We start from the raw sequence: 16,145 nt of genomic DNA on the forward strand, positions 1-16,145 counted from the left end.
ATCAGTGTTTCTCGTGCGCCATACTCAGGTATACCACGGTCAGGATAGTGAAAATAAAGGCCTGAAGTGGGATAACCAGTAAGTGGAACGCAGCCCAGACAAAATGCAGACCAAAAATCTGGTAAATGCCTGTCATAGCGATAAGGATAAAGATCAGCTCACCTGCGTATAAGTTACCGAACAGACGCAGTGCCAGTGACAATGGCTTAGCAAGCAGAGCTACAACTTCCAGAATAAAGTTGAACCAGTATAACCAAGGCGTATTAAACGGCTGAGTAGTCAGTTCTTTGATAAAGCCGCCAACACCTTTAATTTTGATTGAGTAATAAATCATCAGAATAAAGACACCCAACGCCAGAGCAATAGTCATGTTCAGGTCGGTGGTAGGTACAATTTTCATGTAGACATGGTGTGGGTCATAACCCATAGACGCGCCGATCATTTGGGCTGAATATGGAATAAAGTCCACAGGGATCAAGTCCAGCAGGTTCATCAGCAATACCCAGACAAAAATGGTTAATGCCAGTGGGGCGATAACGGCACTTTTACCATGAAAGGTATTTTTGACTGTACTGTCGATAAACTCGACCAGCATTTCGACGGCACATTGCCATTTGGTCGGAACACCGGCGTTGGCTTTTTTGGCCACAGCACGGAAAGAGAACAGGAACACAAGTCCCATTAGAATTGACCAGCCTAAAGTATCAACGTGAACGGTCCAAAAACCTTCGCCGACACTCCAGTTGGTCAAGTGGTGAGTAATATACTCGTTGCTTGTAATCTCAGCACCTGATGCCATCGTTAGTCCCAATTATCGTAGTTAATTAAAATCGGTATCAGTATTTGTAACAGCAATGCCACGCTAAAGGCCGTGATAAAAATCCAATGCACTACTGCGACAAATTTCAGCACTGCCAACACCAGCAATGCTACGACAAAAAATTTGATGGCTTCGCCACGGTAAATGGATTTCAGGATCAATTGAACCTGATCTGCACCGTGAAAACGGAACACATACCAGGCAAAGATGGAATGAGGAAGCATGCCACAGAGCAGCCCCAACAAAGCAGATTTTGCGGATCGTCCATCCATTGCCAGCCAAACTATAGTTGTCATTACGGCTGCGGCCACAAGCTGGCTCAGCAACAACTTAGAGATTAGCGATAAAGGGCCTTTTTTTTGAGTTTTCAGCACTTTTTATGGCCTGCTAATCCTGTCAATATTGAATAGTTTAAAGCCAGCGCAAGTATACTTATCTGCCTTTTTTTTGCAAGAAAAAGCGGCCTTACTCTAACTTTTGTCTGAGATAATGAAAAATTACAGCCTAGGATTCAGAATACTCTGACTGTAATTTGCTCAGTATGCCTTCCAGCTCATCTAAGCTGCTGTATGAAATCACCAGATTGCCTTTGCCCTTTTTGTTGTAATTAATCTCAACGGGGGCGGCAAAACGTTCACTTAAGCGTTGCTCCAGCGAACTTACATCCGGGTCTTTTACTTTTGGAGTGGCTTCAGGGGTAGGTTCAAGCAGTCGGCGCACCAGATTTTCAGTATCACGTACCGTCATCTGCTTTGCAGCCACAATGCGGGCTGCATCGGATTGCGCCAGGCCATCCAGAGCTAATAAAGCACGGGCATGACCCATTTCGATATCACCATGTTCCAGTAGTAACTTCACATCGTCATTCAACTGGTTCAGGCGTAATAAATTAGTCACACTAGCGCGTGATTTACCAACAGCATCAGCCACTTGCTGATGCGTCAGTTCAAATTCGGACAATAAACGCTGCAGCGCAATGGCTTCTTCCATCGCATTCAGATCTTCGCGCTGAATGTTTTCAATCAGGGCAATAGCGACAGCAGCTTCGTCTGGTACATCTTTGATAATACAAGGAATAACATCCAGTTGCGCCAACTGGCTTGCACGCCAGCGCCGCTCACCAGCGATGATTTCATAGGATTGTTCACCAATCTGACGCACAACAATAGGCTGAATAATACCTTGAGAGCGAATTGAACTGGCTAAATCTTCCAGTGCATCCTGCGACATATCTTTACGCGGCTGGTATTTACCAGGCTTGAGCCATTCAATCGGCAGTTTTTGCAATTCGCTGCGCTGGGCTGAAGAAAAGTTGGCGTCATTCTGTTGATCAGACACAGGTTTAGTAGTGAGTAAAGCGTCTAAGCCCCGGCCTAAGCCACGTTTTTTTACCGACATCTTCAGTTGTATTCCTTGTCAATTAGGCGGGAGTGGTGGTTTTTACAGTTTTTTTATCGGCGCGGCGTAAAATTTCGCCAGCGAGCGCCAGATAGGCTTTTGCCCCTGTTGAACCTTTGTCGTAATACATGACCGGAGTACCAAAACTTGGCGCTTCCGCCAGTCGTACGTTACGTGGGATCACGGCGCGGTAGACTTTATCGCCAAAATGTTGCTTCAGCTGTTCAGACACATCATTCGCCAGACGGTTCCGCGGGTCGTACATAGTACGCAAAATACCTTCGATTTTAAGGTCGGCATTCACCACAGACGTCAGCTGGTTGATGGTGTCCATCAGGGCAGTTAAACCTTCCAGCGCATAGTATTCACATTGCATAGGCACCAGCACGGAGTCGGCGGCGGCCATGGCATTCACCGTCAGCATGTTCAGTGCTGGCGGACAATCAATAAAAATAAAATCGTACTGTTGGCGGGCGTCTTTGAGCGCATTACGTAAACGCAGTTCGCGGGCAAAGACGTTAAGTAACCGTACTTCGGCGGCTGTCACATCAGAATTTGCTGCGATCAAGTGGTAACCACCGGCCGTTTCTTTCACCACCACTTCGGCAAAAGGTTTTTCTTCCACCAACAACTCATAGGCGCTGGCATGCACGGCGTATTTGTCGACACCACTGCCCATGGTGGCATTGCCTTGCGGGTCTAAATCAATCAGCAGCACCTTGCGTTTGGTTGCGGCCATAGAGGCAGCCAGATTGACCGCTGTGGTTGTTTTGCCCACACCACCTTTCTGGTTTGCAATAGCTATGACTTTTCCCACAAGGACCCCAATACGTTTTTGATTAAATTAGACTTTCTCCAACACTACCAGATAACGTTCGGCGTTCAGTGTTGGCACCTGTAACGGATGACTGCCGACAACTTTAACAAAATTCGGCAAAGCTGCAATTTCTTCTTGAGCTAAAGCACCTTTCATGGCTAAAAACTGGCCATTGGCTCCTGGCAAATGCTGACACCAATTCACCATATCGGTCATTGAAGCAAAAGCCCGACTCAGCACCGCATCATACCCTGTTTCAGGTTGATGATCTTCCACCCGACTCTGAATAGCTTCAAAGTTCTGTAGTTTCAGCTGTAATTTGACATGATTTAAAAAACGAATACGTTTGCCAAGGCTGTCCAGCAGGTAAAATTGCTTGTCAGGTAAAGCGATCGCCAGTGGTATACCAGGTAAACCAGGACCGGTACCGACGTCGATAATACGTTTTCCAGTGACAAAAGGCGCCACAACCAGGCTGTCCATAATGTGTTTCACCAGCATTTCTTCCGGATCACGCACTGAGGTCAGATTGTAAGCACTGTTCCACTTGTCCAGCAGTTGAACATAAGCCACAAGCTGTTGCAATTGGTGTTCAGATAAAACCAAGCTGGTCTGTGCGACCAGCTTTTTTAATTTTTCCAGCATGATGATCCCAATGCTTAAGCAGATTTGCGCAGTAAACCCTGTTTTTTCAGGTAGACCAGCAATAACGAAATAGCGGCAGGCGTGATGCCTGAAATACGAGAAGCCTGACCCATAGTTTCAGGTTGCACCTGATTCAGTTTCAGTATCACTTCGTTGGATAAACCTTTCACCGCTTTGTAATCAAAGCCTGCAGGTAAACGGGTGTTCTCGTTACGCTCTTGTCTGGAGATCTCATCCTGCTGGCGATTGATATAACCTTCGTACTTGATTTGAATTTCAACCTGTTCAGCAGCTGCAGGGTCGGCTAACCCAGGGCCTACCAGATCAATTTTCATCAGATCCTGATAATTCACTTCAGGACGACGGATCAATTCTTCCAGACTGGCTTCTTTGCTCAGCGGAGTTTTCACCAACAGGTTCACTTCAGCCAAAGCCGCGTGTTGTGGGTGGATCCACTGCTGTTTTAAGCGCTGACGTTCCAGTTCAATTTGTTCGATTTTCAGGTTAAATGCTGCCCAGCGAACATCGTCAACCAAACCTAACTCACGACCTTTGGCGGTTAAACGAATATCAGCATTGTCTTCACGTAACATCAGACGGTATTCAGCACGGCTGGTGAACATACGGTAGGGCTCTTTCGTACCCATAGTGGTCAGATCGTCAATCAATACACCGACATAGGCCTGATCACGGCTTGGTGTCCAGGACTCTTTGTCCTGAGCAGAAAGCGCAGCGTTCATGCCAGCCATTAAGCCCTGAGCACCAGCTTCTTCGTAGCCTGTAGTGCCGTTGATTTGTCCTGCAAAAAACAAACCTTTAATGAATTTAGTTTCCAATGAAGTTTTTAAATCACGTGGATCAAAAAAGTCATATTCAATGGCATAACCAGGGCGGGTAATATGGGCATTTTCCAGACCTATGATCGAACGAACCAGGTTTAACTGCACGTCAAAAGGCAAGCTGGTAGATATCCCGTTTGGATACAGCTCGTGTGTGGTTAAACCTTCAGGTTCAATAAAGATCTGATGTTTATCTTTGTCAGCAAAACGGGTGATCTTATCTTCAATCGAAGGGCAATAACGTGGGCCTATGCCTTCAATCACACCAGTGTACATAGGGGATCTGTCTAAACCATTACGAATAATATCGTGAGTTTGCTCGTTGGTGTAGGTGATATGACAAGGTATCTGCGTTGGTTGATCCCTGTGGGATCCCATAAACGAAAACACCGGAGTAGGGTTATCACCAGGCTGAGCCTGCATCACTGAAAAATCAACAGTTCTGGCATCAATTCGGGGTGGAGTACCGGTTTTTAAGCGACCCACACGGAAAGGCAATTCACGTAAACGTCTGGCAAGCGCTATGGACGGCGGATCACCTGCACGGCCACCGCTGTAATTTTGTAAACCAATATGGATCTGGCCACCGAGGAAAGTACCTACAGTCAGCACCACTGATTTGGCTTTAAATTTCAAACCCATTTGGGTCACTACACCATAAACCTGATGGTTTTCTACGATCAAGTCATCACAGGCTTGTTGAAAGATCTTCAGGTTTGGCTGGTTTTCAAGAACTAAACGTACAGCTGCACGATAGAGCTGACGGTCAGCCTGAGCACGGGTTGCACGGACAGCCGGGCCCTTCGAACTGTTTAGAGTTCTGAATTGGATCCCTGCACGATCCGTAGCTTTCGCCATGACACCACCCAGGGCATCAATTTCTTTCACCAGATGGCCTTTACCAATGCCACCAATGGCCGGATTACAGGACATCTGACCTAAAGTCTCAACGTTGTGAGTCAGCAATAAAGTTTGCATTCCCATGCGGGCCGCAGCAAGCGCAGCCTCTGTGCCGGCGTGACCACCACCAACAACGATGACATCAAATGTTTCCTGAAAAAGCATATAGGCCTCGAACTCAAACCAGTTCTGTAAAAAGGGCGCGTATTGTAACTGGATCTGAGGCTTTGGGAAATGATTAAAACTCGATCACGATCCTCGAAAGATCACTAATAATATATAAGGATCTTTAAAGAGATCTTTTTATTATGTTTACTACTATACAGAGCCTTTTCTGTGGGTAACCCTTGATCTGTTTTGAAGATCAATCAGTTAGAAAGGATCGGATCCTGTGATCAACACAAGATCCTGAGTCGAACAAGCGGTGTTTAACTAGCACTTTTATACACAGGGCATAAAACCTGATTTGTTACACAGAGGATAACTTCAGCTTTTACATAAGTTATAACTACACTTATACACATTCGACATAAAAATAAGTGAAAACTGTGGATATCTATGTGTAACTGGATCATAAGTATGATCCTCTTTATATAGAAGTGGATCATTATCGGGTTATAAAGAGTAAAGGCCCTTTGTTTATGGGCCTTTGGGTGATGAAGCGCAAAAGATCCTGTTCTGTATAACTAAGCAGGATTTAAGGCAGAGTTTTGATAAATTCAGGTAGCCAGACCAAAGCTTGATCTTCAGGCAGTTCAGCCGTTAAAACATCTATATCTAATCCTGGTAACAATAATCGGCCACCTAAAGAACCAAAAAGGTCAGAGATTTTTTTACCGGCCAGACAAAAAGTATCGTAACTGGAATCACCTAAAGTGATCACTGCGTAGGAAACTGTGGTAAGATCTGTTCGATCTTGTGCTAATTGATCCACAAAAGGTTGGATATTATCGGGCAGATCCCCTGCGCCATACGTCGAAGTGACGACTAACCAGATACTATTTCTGGTTATCAGTGTTAAATCAGGGGTGAGATGAAGTTTTACTTCATAACCCGCTTTTTCCAAAGTTTCAGCTACTTGTTCTGCTGCATATTCCGCAGCGCCCATTTGGCTGCCCACAAGGATCTCAATCATACTGCATCCTATTGTCAGTGAAATGATTGGCTATACTACTGGAATTAAAACGTGCAAAGCGAATGCTTCTTGCACCTTTTTGGGTATTTTTACTGCAAAGCAGGCTCAGTAAATCTACGATAGCACAAACCGTTCGCCTGCGTGTTATTGAGGTTTATACAATATATGTCCGAGTCCATGTCTTTTTCCCAGCTAGCGCTGCCGGAACCTATTCTTCGTGCAGTTTTAGAACTTGGTTATGAACATCCGTCTCCAATTCAGGAAGCGGCTATTCCTAAGTTACTAGCTGGTGAAGACTTGCTAGGCCAAGCCCAAACAGGTACTGGTAAAACAGCTGCGTTTGCACTGCCTTTATTAGCCCGTTTAGATCCGGCCCAAAATGATCCACAAATTTTAGTGTTGGCTCCTACTCGCGAACTGGCTATCCAGGTTGCAGAAGCATTCCAGGCTTATGCCCGTTATATGCCAGCTTTCCATGTACTGCCTTTATATGGCGGTCAAAACTACACCACTCAGTTAAAAGCACTGAAACGTGGTTCTCAAGTTATTGTTGGTACGCCAGGTCGTATCATGGACCACCTGGATCGCGGCACTTTAGTGCTGGATAAACTGCGTGCCATAGTACTGGACGAAGCCGACGAAATGTTGCGTATGGGTTTTATCGATGATGTTCAAACTATCATGGATGCTACTCCGCCAGGCCGTCAGGTTGCGATGTTCTCCGCGACTATGCCAAACCAGATCCGTGCTATTGCTCAGAAGCATTTAAAAAATGCTCATGAAGTAAAAATCGAATCAAAAACGTCCACTGTTGAGCGTATTCAACAGCGTTACGTGATGCTGGACAATAATCAGAAGCTGGATGCGTTAACCCGTATTCTGGAAGGCGAAGAATATGATGCAAGCATCATTTTCGTTCGTACCAAAAGTGCGACTGAAGAAATTGCTGAAAAGCTGGGCGCCCGTGGTTATGCAGTAGCTTGCTTAAACGGTGATATGAACCAGGCTCACCGCGAGCAAACCATCCGTCGTTTAAAAGCTGATCAGCTGGACGTGATAGTTGCAACAGACGTTGCTGCCCGTGGTCTGGACGTAGAACGTATCAGTCTGGTTATCAACTATGACATTCCATACGATAGCGAAGCTTATGTACACCGTATCGGTCGTACTGGCCGTGCTGGTCGTGATGGTAAAGCCATTCTGTTTGTATCGCCACGTGAACGTCGTTTACTGCGTACTATCGAACATGCGACTCGTCAGCCGATTGAAAAAATGTCGCTGCCAACAGGTCAGGTGATTGAACAACGTCGTATCGAGTCTTTCCGTGCTCAGTTAGCCCAGACCATTGAAGCGAAAAACTTAAGCTTCTTCCAGGATCTGGTGAACGATTGGCGTGAAAAGTTAGAAACCACTGATGTAGATATGGCTGCAGCCCTGTTGTATCTGGCGCAGAAAGATTCTCCGTTAAACGTAGCTAACCAGTTCCCGGAAATCCGTGAACCACATAGCCGTGACCGTGATGATCGTGCTCCATCTTCAGGCCGTGATAAATTTGCCCGTGGCGACAGACCAGAACGTTCAGGTGACCGTCCTGAGCGCGGTGCAGATCGTCCACCACGTCAACGTCGTGAGTTAAAAGGTGATTACACCAATTATCGCATTGAAGTGGGTAAAGAACATGGTGTGCGCGCTGGTGACATCGTTGGCGCTATCGCAAACGAAGCCAACATCGACAGCCAGTTCATCGGTAACATCAAGCTGTTTGATCATTTCAGTACTGTAGAATTACCAGCCAATATCCCGGCTGAAACTATGCAGCACCTGAAAAAGGTCTATGTGCGTAAGCAGAAACTGAATATCAGTGTGGATACCGGCTCAACAGCTGGTGGTTCAACCTCTGGTTCAGCTCCAAGCTCAGCACCACGTCGTGAACGCACGGAAACAGGCTCAGGCCCGCGTCCAGGTGCAGCTCCACGTGCACCACGTAAGCCAAGAGATTAATCTCTGACTTATAAAAAGACCGGCGAAAGCCGGTTTTTTTATGCTTACTACCCTATAAAAACCCTGTTGGGGGCCATATCTTGCTTCCATAGCCCAATCTGGAGCCAGTTATGATTATTGCCTGTCCTCACTGTTCAACCTTAAACCGGGTTCAGCCGGAAAAGTTTGCCGATCATCCTAAATGTGGTCAGTGCAAAGACGCGCTTTTTGCCGGAAAACCTATAGAGTTAACCCAGCAGAATTTTGTCAATCAGATCCAAAAGTCAGAATTACCTGTGGTGGTGGATTTTTGGGCCAGCTGGTGTGGGCCTTGTCTGAACTTTGCGCCGGTATTTAATCAGGCCGCGGCAGAGTTAGAGCCACAATTTCGGTTTGCCAAAGTAAATACTGAACAGCAACAACAACTGGCAGCACAGTTTCAAATTCGCTCTATTCCCACTCTGATGTTGTTTAAAGCAGGTAAGCTGGTTGCCCAACAATCTGGTGCTATGCCAAAACAGATGTTTTATCAGTGGTTACAGCAACATAGTTAAAGACCGCACTCTTAAAGAGCAGTGACCTGAATTGGTCGCAAAAGTCTGGATTTGCTTAGCGGCAAAGTCCAGACTCAATTTTTATACCTCTTAATTCTGAATTCAATCTAAGGAAAAGCATGACATCCAGCGTATTTCAACTGACAAGCCCGGATATCCGTGAAGGCCATTTTATGGCAAAGACCTTTGAATTTAATGGTTTTGGTTGTGATGGTCCGAATCTGTCGCCTGCATTAAACTGGCAGAATGCGCCAGCCGGTACTCAAAGTTTTGCTATTACTGTGTTCGATCCGGATGCACCTACAGGTTCAGGTTTCTGGCATTGGCTGGTTCTGGATATTCCAGCTACTGTCACTTCATTCGCTCAGGGCGCTGGTAATGGTCAGCTACCAGTAGGCTGCCGCTGTTTTAACAACGACTATGGCATCAAAGAATTTGGTGGCGCCTGCCCACCTGAAGGCCATGGTATGCACCGCTATCAGTTTACGGTTTGGGCTTTACCGGAAGCGACTTTAGGCGTACCTGATGGTGCCAGCGCTGCTGTAGTAGGTTTTATGCTGAATGCGACCGCCATTGGCAAAGCGACTTTAACCGCCACCTATGCGCGGTAACTAAAATATTCTACCAGGCCAGCATCTGCTGGCCTTTTTGATGAAAGCGGGAAATTATGGATCTGTGGGTACTGACGTTATTTATTCTGGCGGGTCTTGCTGGTGGCTTGTTGTTGGGCCTGATTGGCGTCGGCATGGCTTTGGTGACAGTGCCCTTTTTAACTTTTATGCTGCCATCTTTAGGTTTTAGTGCAGAAGTTTCACCTCTGATTGCGCTTGCCAGTTCTATGGTGATTGCCGCTATAGGTTCTGTTTCTTCACTGCGGGTGCATCATCAAAAGGGTACTATTAACTGGGGGTTGATCAGGTTGATGTTACCAGCCAGTTTATTTGGCGTTGTGCTCGGCTCCTTGCTGGTGACACGTTTGCCAGCTTTGTGGCTGCAGTGTATTTTCGCCGCTTTTTTGCTTTATGTGGCTTTTTCTATGTTAAAGCCGTCGAAGGAAAAACCTTCAGCAGTGGATCAAACGCAACTGCAAGATCCTCCCTCAAATCAACTATTACGCTGGTTTCCGGCTTTAGTCGGAGCCACCGGCAGTTTTATCGGCGCTGGTGGAGGTGTCTTGATGGTGCCTTTTTTAAGTCGTTTTATGGCCATGCCCAAAGCCGTAGCCAGTTCAGTGGCGGTGGGTTTTCCGGTGACTGTGTTTGGCGCAATCTCCTATATGCTGCAAACAACTCCTGTTGCTCATCCGGATCTGATAGGTGCTGTGTATTGGCCTGCTGTGCTGGGAATGAGTATAGGTTCTGTGGTGGCTGCTCCGCTTGGTGTGCAGCTCGCCACTAAAGTGCCTGCGGCCTTGTTGAAGAAGTTATTTGCCTTCGTATTACTTTTGATAGCGCTAAAGATGCTGCTGTCTTTTTAAATTGTGCGGGCGAACTGCCCATCTCTGCGACTATTCGCCTATAGCTTTGCGTTGTGTTGGCTGTCAATCTGACTAAAAAGTGCGAGTGCTAAAAGAAGGGAATGTATGTCTGATCCAGTGGCCCGCCGCATCCTGTTGGCTGGTTTTTTTAGTCAGCTGTTGTGTTTAGGCATAGCGCGTTTTGCCTACACTCCGCTTATTCCTTTGATGTCCGGTGCAGGTCTTACTGAAGCTCTGGCTGGTTATTTAGCTGCAGTAAATTATCTGGGCTATTTTGCCGGCGCTTTATTGGCTGTGCGGTTAAAAGACTGGCAGTGGAAGTTTTATGCCTATCGTATTGGTTTGGTTTTTGCGGTGCTAAGCACACTGGCCACAGCTTATAGTTCAGACCCGCTGTTTTGGGGCTTGTGGCGCTTTCTGGCAGGTTTAAGTTCGGCTGCTTCGATGTTATTGGCCTCAGGTCTTATTTTGCAGCAGCTGGCCGCGCGTGGCGCGAAAGCTGAACTGGGTTTACATTTTGCAGGCCTCGGCTTGGGCATAGCTTTAGTGGCTTTATTAGTCGAGCTGTTTAGCGTTGCAGCTTTGAGTTGGGATCAGCAATGGCTGGCGCTTAGTGTACTCGGATTGGTGCTGATAGTTCCGGCCTGGCGCTGGTTGCCTGCACCACATCTGGCGTTATCCAGCAACAACACAGACGCAACTCCTTTGGCCTTGCCCCGTAGTTTCCTCTGGCCGTTATTTTTGATGTATTTCTGCGCCGGTTATGGCTATGTGGTCACTATCACTTTTATTGTCGCTATGGCGAGCTTGAATGCAGAACTGACTGGTTTTGGTAACTGGGCATTTTTTGCTTTAGGTGTAGGTGCAGCACCAGCAGCGCTACTCTGGGATCGGGTCGCACGACTATCAGGTTATTTAGTCAGTTTACGTTGGGCTTTACTGCTGAACGCTTTGGCTATTGTGTTACCTGTGCTCTGGAGCCAGGCGCTGGCGTTATTGTTCAGCGCCTTTTTATTTGGCATCAGTTTTGTTGGTTGCGTCAGCTTAATGCTGACAATGGCAGGGCGCTTATTACCAGCAAAACCAGCTCAGCTGATGGGTAAGATGACGCTTTGTTATGGCACTGCGCAAGTTATAGCACCGGCCATCAGTGGTTACTTAGCCAAACAAAGCGGAAGTTTTGATTCAGGATTATTAACGGCAAGCGTGATTACTTTATCTGGGGCGGCAGTACTGACGTTGCTGATCCGCCGCACCGCCAGCGATCATCTGGCAATGCGGGGTGGGAGTTAGAATTTTGTTATTTGCCAATACAGAACGAGCTGAAAATCCTGCCCAATAAATCATCCGAACTAAATTCGCCGGTGATTTCATTCAGGTGTTGCTGAGTAAGCCGTAATTCTTCTGCTAACAGCTCGCCAGCTAGGTGGTTATGCAACTGAGCATCGCCTATGGCTAAATGCTCTGCAGCGCGTTCCAGCGCGTCTAAATGGCGGCGGCGGGCGATAAAGCTGCCTTCGGTATTGGCGTCAAAGCCCATACAGGCTTTTAAGTGATCCCGTAGCTGTTCTATGCCGGAATTGGTTTTGGCCGAGATATGAAATACCGGATAGTCACCGGCCTGGCTGGCACCCGTAGTTTCACCTGTTAAGTCGGCTTTATTGCGAATGACAGTTAAGCCCAGGTCTTTGGGTAAGCGTGACATAAAGTCTGGCCAGATGTCGGCCGGGCTGGTGGCATTGGTGGTGGTGCCATCAACCATAAAAAGGACGCGGTCTGCTTGTTCTATTTCCTGCCAGGCACGTTCTATCCCTATTTGTTCCACTTTGTCTGTGGCTTCACGTAAACCTGCGGTGTCGATGATATGCAAAGGCATACCGTCGATATGAATATGCTCACGCAGTACATCACGGGTGGTGCCTGCTATTTCTGTCACTATGGCGGCTTCGCGGCCTGCTAAAGCATTTAATAAGCTGGATTTGCCGGCATTAGGCCGGCCGGCAATCACCACACGCATGCCTTCACGCAATATGCTGCCTTGTGTGGCTTGCTTCTGGATCCCGGCTAAATCGGAGATGATTTCGGCTAAATCACCAGCCACTTTGCCGTCTGATAAAAAGTCGATTTCTTCATCCGGAAAGTCGATAGCAGCTTCTACGTAAATCCGCAGATAAATCACTTTTTCTACCAGGTCATGAATTTTGCGCGAAAACTCACCCTGTAACGAATGCATAGCGGAACGAGCTGCCTGTTCAGAGCTTGCGTCAATCAAGTCGGCTATGGCTTCGGCCTGAGTTAAATCTAATTTATCGTTTAAAAAGGCCCGTTCGGAAAACTCGCCTGGCCGTGCTATCCGTACGTCTTTAATATCCAGCACGCGGCGCAGCAGCATATCCAGAAGTACTGGGCCGCCGTGGCCTTGTAATTCCAGTACATCTTCACCGGTAAAGGAATTGGGGCCAGGGAAATACAAGGCGATACCCTGATCCAGAGTTTGTTTTTGTTCGTCTAAAAACGGCAGGTATTCAGCAGTACGGGGTTTTGGCACTTTGCCCAGAATAGCCGAAGCCACTGCGGATACGGCAGGGCCTGATACCCGTATTATTCCTACACCGGCACGACCTGTGGCTGTGGCCTGAGCGGCAATAGTGTCTGTGCTGTACATACGTCAAACCTCAACTTTATAAACTGTGTTTTTAAACTCAAAAAAACAAAAAGGCCTGAAAACAGGCCTTTAAAGTGTATACCTTAAGCCTTAGCTTTTGGTGTATAGACCTTTCTTCTCCATGCCGCGGTAGATATACAGCATCTGGGCTAAAGAAATCAGGTTGCTGACCAACCAGTACAGTACCAGACCACTTGGGAACCACAGGAAGAATACTGAGAACACCACTGGCATCCACAGCATAATTTTTTGCTGCATAGGATCAGTCACTGTCATAGGCGTCAGTTTTTGCATCACAAACATACTGATACCAAACAGCACTGGTAATACGTAGTACGGGTCTTGGGTGGACAAATCCTGGATCCATAACATAAACGGAGCCTGGCGTAATTCCACGCTCTCTACGAACACCCAATACAAAGCCAGGAAGATTGGCATTTGCACCAGCATAGGTAAGCAACCACCCATAGGGTTTACTTTTTCTTTGCGGTACAGCTCCATCATAGCCGGGCCCATTTTTGAGCGGTCGTCTTTATAACGGGCCTGCAGTTCGTCAATTTTTGGCTTCAGATTACGCATCTTGGCCATAGATTCGTACTGCACTTTGGTCAGAGGGTACATCACACCTTTCACCAGTAGGGTGATCATAATAATGGCGACACCCCAGTTGCTGACAAAGCTTTGAATAGTGGTTAACAACCAGAATAAAGGCTGAGAAATAAACCATAAGAAGCCGTAGTCAACCGTCAGATCCAGACCATCAGCAATAGCGGCTAAGTTATCCTGATCCTTCGGACCGGCATAAAAAGTAGAAGCTATAGTCAGGCTTTCACCAGCAGGAATCGTCAGTTCAGGGCCTTTAGCGCCTACAATACCGTTGCCGTTATTCACTAAGCTATACAGCTGATTATCTGCAGTTTTCTCAGGAACCCAAGCCGCTACAAAGTAGTGCTCCAGCATAGCCACCCAACCACCTTTGGTGGATTGAGCCAGGTTAGTTTCCTGCATATCTTCAAAATCGTACTTTTCATAACGTTTTTCAGAAGTAGAGAAAGCCGCACCACGGTAGATAGGCATCATCATGCTGCTGCTTTCACCATTGTTAATGGTTTGCACCAGATGCTGATAAGGCTGAACTAACTTAGTTTCAGCAGTGGTATTTTTCAGTAAATATTCTACCCGGACATCATATTTTCCAGCGGTAAAGGTGTAGCGTTTTTCAATCTCTAAACCGTTATGGTTAAAGGTTAAAGGCACCACTACTTGCTGTTCGCCATTGGCAAGCGCGTAACTGGTTTTGGCTGCAGAATACACAGGACGACCGCTGTTGCGTTTATCATCCGGGCCATCTGCTAATAAGCCAGACTGAGCTACGTATTCAAAACCGTTTAACTTACGCATCAGCTGATAAGGCTGGTCGCTGTCTTTGCTTAAAGTAAAAGCAGGTAAAGTTAAATCAACAATATCGCCACCTTTAGTGTCGATCTGTACTTTTAATACATCAGTACTGACGGTGATCACTTGTTGAGTAGCAACTGGCGCAGCAGGTTGAGCTGAAGTGCCTGAACTGCTTAATTGTAAGTCGGCTGAACCAGTTGAACTGGTTGTGCTTTGTTCAGTGACCGGAGTTACTGGTTTAGGCGCGTGATCGGTTTGCCATGCCTGCCATAACAATAAGCTAACGAAGGCGAGGGCTATCACTAATAAACTGCGTTGAGAATCCATCTGTTAGTTAGTCTCTTTCTGCTTTTGTGGAACCGGGTCTTCACCACCGGGATGTAAGGGGTGACATTTTAATAAACGTTTTGTAGTTAACCAACCACCTTTTACGGCACCAAAGCGTTCTATGGCTTCAATAGCGTAATGAGAACAGGTGGGATAAAACCGGCAACTGGGTCCAAATAACGGACTGATCAACTTCTGATAACCACGCACAGTGGAAATTAGCAGTCTTGCACCAGTGTTTTGTATTGGCGAGCTATTTTGCCCCATAACTTATCCAGTTGCTTGTGCAATTCTTCATTGGGCGTGTTGCTGATATCACCTTTTACCATCAAAACTAAATCAACAGGCGGAAGTTCATGTTGGTGTAGCCTGAAGCTATCCCGTGAACATCTTTTGATGCGGTTTCGATGCGTGGCTAATTTAACACGTTTTTTGGCAATAGTCAGACCAAGTCTTGGATGAGTAGACTGAGTAGGTTTACACAATATGGTAAAGAGAGGAGAAGAAACCCTGAAAGGATTTTGGAAGACATTGTCGAATTCGCGGGGAGTTAACAGACGTAACTCCCTGCTGAATGTATAGCTGACCACGCAGCGCTTACGAATCTGACTAGACTGTTAAGCGCTTGCGGCCTTTAGCACGACGACGTGCAATCACTTGACGGCCATTTTTGGTAGCCATGCGAGCACGGAAGCCGTGGACGCGAGCACGTTTTAAAACGCTAGGTTGAAATGTTCTTTTCATAACTTCGTCCGTCCGGTCGATATTTACTAAGGGTCTGTGTTTTAGTAAAAACCAAAACGCAGCGATTAAAAAAGAGCGCGAATTCTAAGCGGGTCGGCAGCTGTTGTCAATGCAGATCCTTGTGTTTCTGCTGATCTGATCATTATTTTTTATCGATCTTTAAAAGTTGTCCACAAGGCAGGTTGTTCAGCTGGGATAAAATGTGAGTTGTTTTAAAAAACAGCGGTTTTTGGACCGCTTTGGTCTGATCTTTTGCTTACATATCAGTAAATAGAATAAGAGGTTTATTGTTATATAAAACAAGTGGTTACATATTGTTTTTGTCGCTCGTCGCATTTTTGCAAAAGTCAATATTGAACTTGTGGATAAGATCGTATGATAATGCTGCTCTTTTCACTTACGCCTGCCTAACTAAATAATAATTATTAGGGGCTTTTGGAGATATG

17 protein-coding genes are annotated in these 16,145 nt (G+C 46.4%); 5 read left to right on the top strand and 12 right to left on the bottom strand.

Features of this window, described 5'->3' with window-relative positions:
* Position 1: 1 nt before the first annotated feature.
* From atpB to mioC, 7 genes are all read right to left on the bottom strand, one after another.
* Positions 2–799: a F0F1 ATP synthase subunit A gene (gene atpB / locus OM978_RS21365; protein ID WP_264344433.1), complete on the bottom strand. Its 798-nt coding sequence runs from the start codon at positions 797–799 to the stop codon at positions 2–4.
* Between the two features lie 2 nt (positions 800–801).
* Complete coding sequence (locus OM978_RS21370) at positions 802–1,116, bottom strand: ATP synthase subunit I (RefSeq protein WP_413690757.1); 315 nt, start codon at positions 1,114–1,116, stop codon at positions 802–804.
* Between the two features lie 208 nt (positions 1,117–1,324).
* Positions 1,325–2,218, bottom strand: a complete 894-nt coding sequence (locus OM978_RS21375; protein WP_264344435.1) for a ParB/RepB/Spo0J family partition protein — start codon at positions 2,216–2,218, stop codon at positions 1,325–1,327.
* A 22-nt stretch (positions 2,219–2,240) separates the two neighbouring features.
* Positions 2,241–3,035 (bottom strand): ParA family protein, encoded by a 795-nt coding sequence (locus OM978_RS21380; RefSeq protein ID WP_233010050.1) that lies wholly within the window; start codon positions 3,033–3,035, stop codon positions 2,241–2,243.
* Between the two features lie 27 nt (positions 3,036–3,062).
* Positions 3,063–3,680, bottom strand: a complete 618-nt coding sequence (rsmG, locus tag OM978_RS21385; protein ID WP_264344436.1) for a 16S rRNA (guanine(527)-N(7))-methyltransferase RsmG — start codon at positions 3,678–3,680, stop codon at positions 3,063–3,065.
* A gap of 14 nt (positions 3,681–3,694) precedes the next feature.
* The gene (gene mnmG, locus OM978_RS21390; RefSeq protein WP_264344437.1) at positions 3,695–5,584 is read right to left on the bottom strand and encodes a tRNA uridine-5-carboxymethylaminomethyl(34) synthesis enzyme MnmG; all 1,890 of its coding nucleotides are present in this window, start codon (positions 5,582–5,584) and stop codon (positions 3,695–3,697) included.
* A gap of 532 nt (positions 5,585–6,116) precedes the next feature.
* A complete protein-coding gene (mioC, locus tag OM978_RS21395) occupies positions 6,117–6,554 on the bottom strand; it encodes an FMN-binding protein MioC (RefSeq protein WP_233010047.1) in 438 nt (145 codons plus the stop codon).
* A gap of 165 nt (positions 6,555–6,719) precedes the next feature.
* On the opposite strand from mioC, the gene OM978_RS21400 reads away from it, so the two are divergent.
* The 5 genes from OM978_RS21400 (at position 6,720) to OM978_RS21420 (ending at position 11,858) form a co-directional block, all read left to right on the top strand.
* Positions 6,720–8,555: a DEAD/DEAH box helicase gene (locus OM978_RS21400; protein ID WP_264344438.1), complete on the top strand. Its 1,836-nt coding sequence runs from the start codon at positions 6,720–6,722 to the stop codon at positions 8,553–8,555.
* Positions 8,556–8,665: 110 nt separating this feature from the next.
* Positions 8,666–9,088: a thioredoxin TrxC gene (trxC, locus tag OM978_RS21405; protein ID WP_408636174.1), complete on the top strand. Its 423-nt coding sequence runs from the start codon at positions 8,666–8,668 to the stop codon at positions 9,086–9,088.
* A gap of 119 nt (positions 9,089–9,207) precedes the next feature.
* The gene (locus tag OM978_RS21410; protein ID WP_264344439.1) at positions 9,208–9,699 is read left to right on the top strand and encodes a YbhB/YbcL family Raf kinase inhibitor-like protein; all 492 of its coding nucleotides are present in this window, start codon (positions 9,208–9,210) and stop codon (positions 9,697–9,699) included.
* A 56-nt stretch (positions 9,700–9,755) separates the two neighbouring features.
* A complete protein-coding gene (locus OM978_RS21415; protein WP_264344440.1) occupies positions 9,756–10,565 on the top strand; it encodes a sulfite exporter TauE/SafE family protein in 810 nt (269 codons plus the stop codon).
* A 105-nt stretch (positions 10,566–10,670) separates the two neighbouring features.
* Complete coding sequence (locus OM978_RS21420) at positions 10,671–11,858, top strand: YbfB/YjiJ family MFS transporter (protein ID WP_264344441.1); 1,188 nt, start codon at positions 10,671–10,673, stop codon at positions 11,856–11,858.
* A 7-nt stretch (positions 11,859–11,865) separates the two neighbouring features.
* Here OM978_RS21420 and mnmE read toward each other — a convergent pair whose 3' ends face one another.
* From mnmE to rpmH, 5 genes are all read right to left on the bottom strand, one after another.
* Positions 11,866–13,230 (bottom strand): tRNA uridine-5-carboxymethylaminomethyl(34) synthesis GTPase MnmE, encoded by a 1,365-nt coding sequence (gene mnmE / locus OM978_RS21425; protein ID WP_264344442.1) that lies wholly within the window; start codon positions 13,228–13,230, stop codon positions 11,866–11,868.
* 90 nt (positions 13,231–13,320) lie between these two features.
* Positions 13,321–14,955, bottom strand: coding sequence for a membrane protein insertase YidC (yidC, locus tag OM978_RS21430; RefSeq protein WP_264344443.1), 1,635 nt, complete (start codon positions 14,953–14,955; stop codon positions 13,321–13,323).
* 3 nt (positions 14,956–14,958) lie between these two features.
* Positions 14,959–15,222: a membrane protein insertion efficiency factor YidD gene (gene yidD, locus OM978_RS21435; RefSeq protein WP_008897166.1), complete on the bottom strand. Its 264-nt coding sequence runs from the start codon at positions 15,220–15,222 to the stop codon at positions 14,959–14,961.
* Positions 15,174–15,545 (bottom strand): ribonuclease P protein component, encoded by a 372-nt coding sequence (gene rnpA, locus OM978_RS21440; protein ID WP_127026396.1) that lies wholly within the window; start codon positions 15,543–15,545, stop codon positions 15,174–15,176. The genes yidD and rnpA overlap by 49 nt, the downstream gene beginning before the upstream one ends.
* A gap of 19 nt (positions 15,546–15,564) precedes the next feature.
* Positions 15,565–15,699, bottom strand: a complete 135-nt coding sequence (gene rpmH, locus OM978_RS21445) for a 50S ribosomal protein L34 (RefSeq protein WP_008897167.1) — start codon at positions 15,697–15,699, stop codon at positions 15,565–15,567.
* Between the last annotated feature and the right edge of the window lie 446 nt (positions 15,700–16,145).

The sequence above is a fragment of the Rheinheimera sp. MM224 genome, assembly GCF_947090785.1.
Taxonomy (GTDB): domain Bacteria; phylum Pseudomonadota; class Gammaproteobacteria; order Enterobacterales; family Alteromonadaceae; genus Pararheinheimera.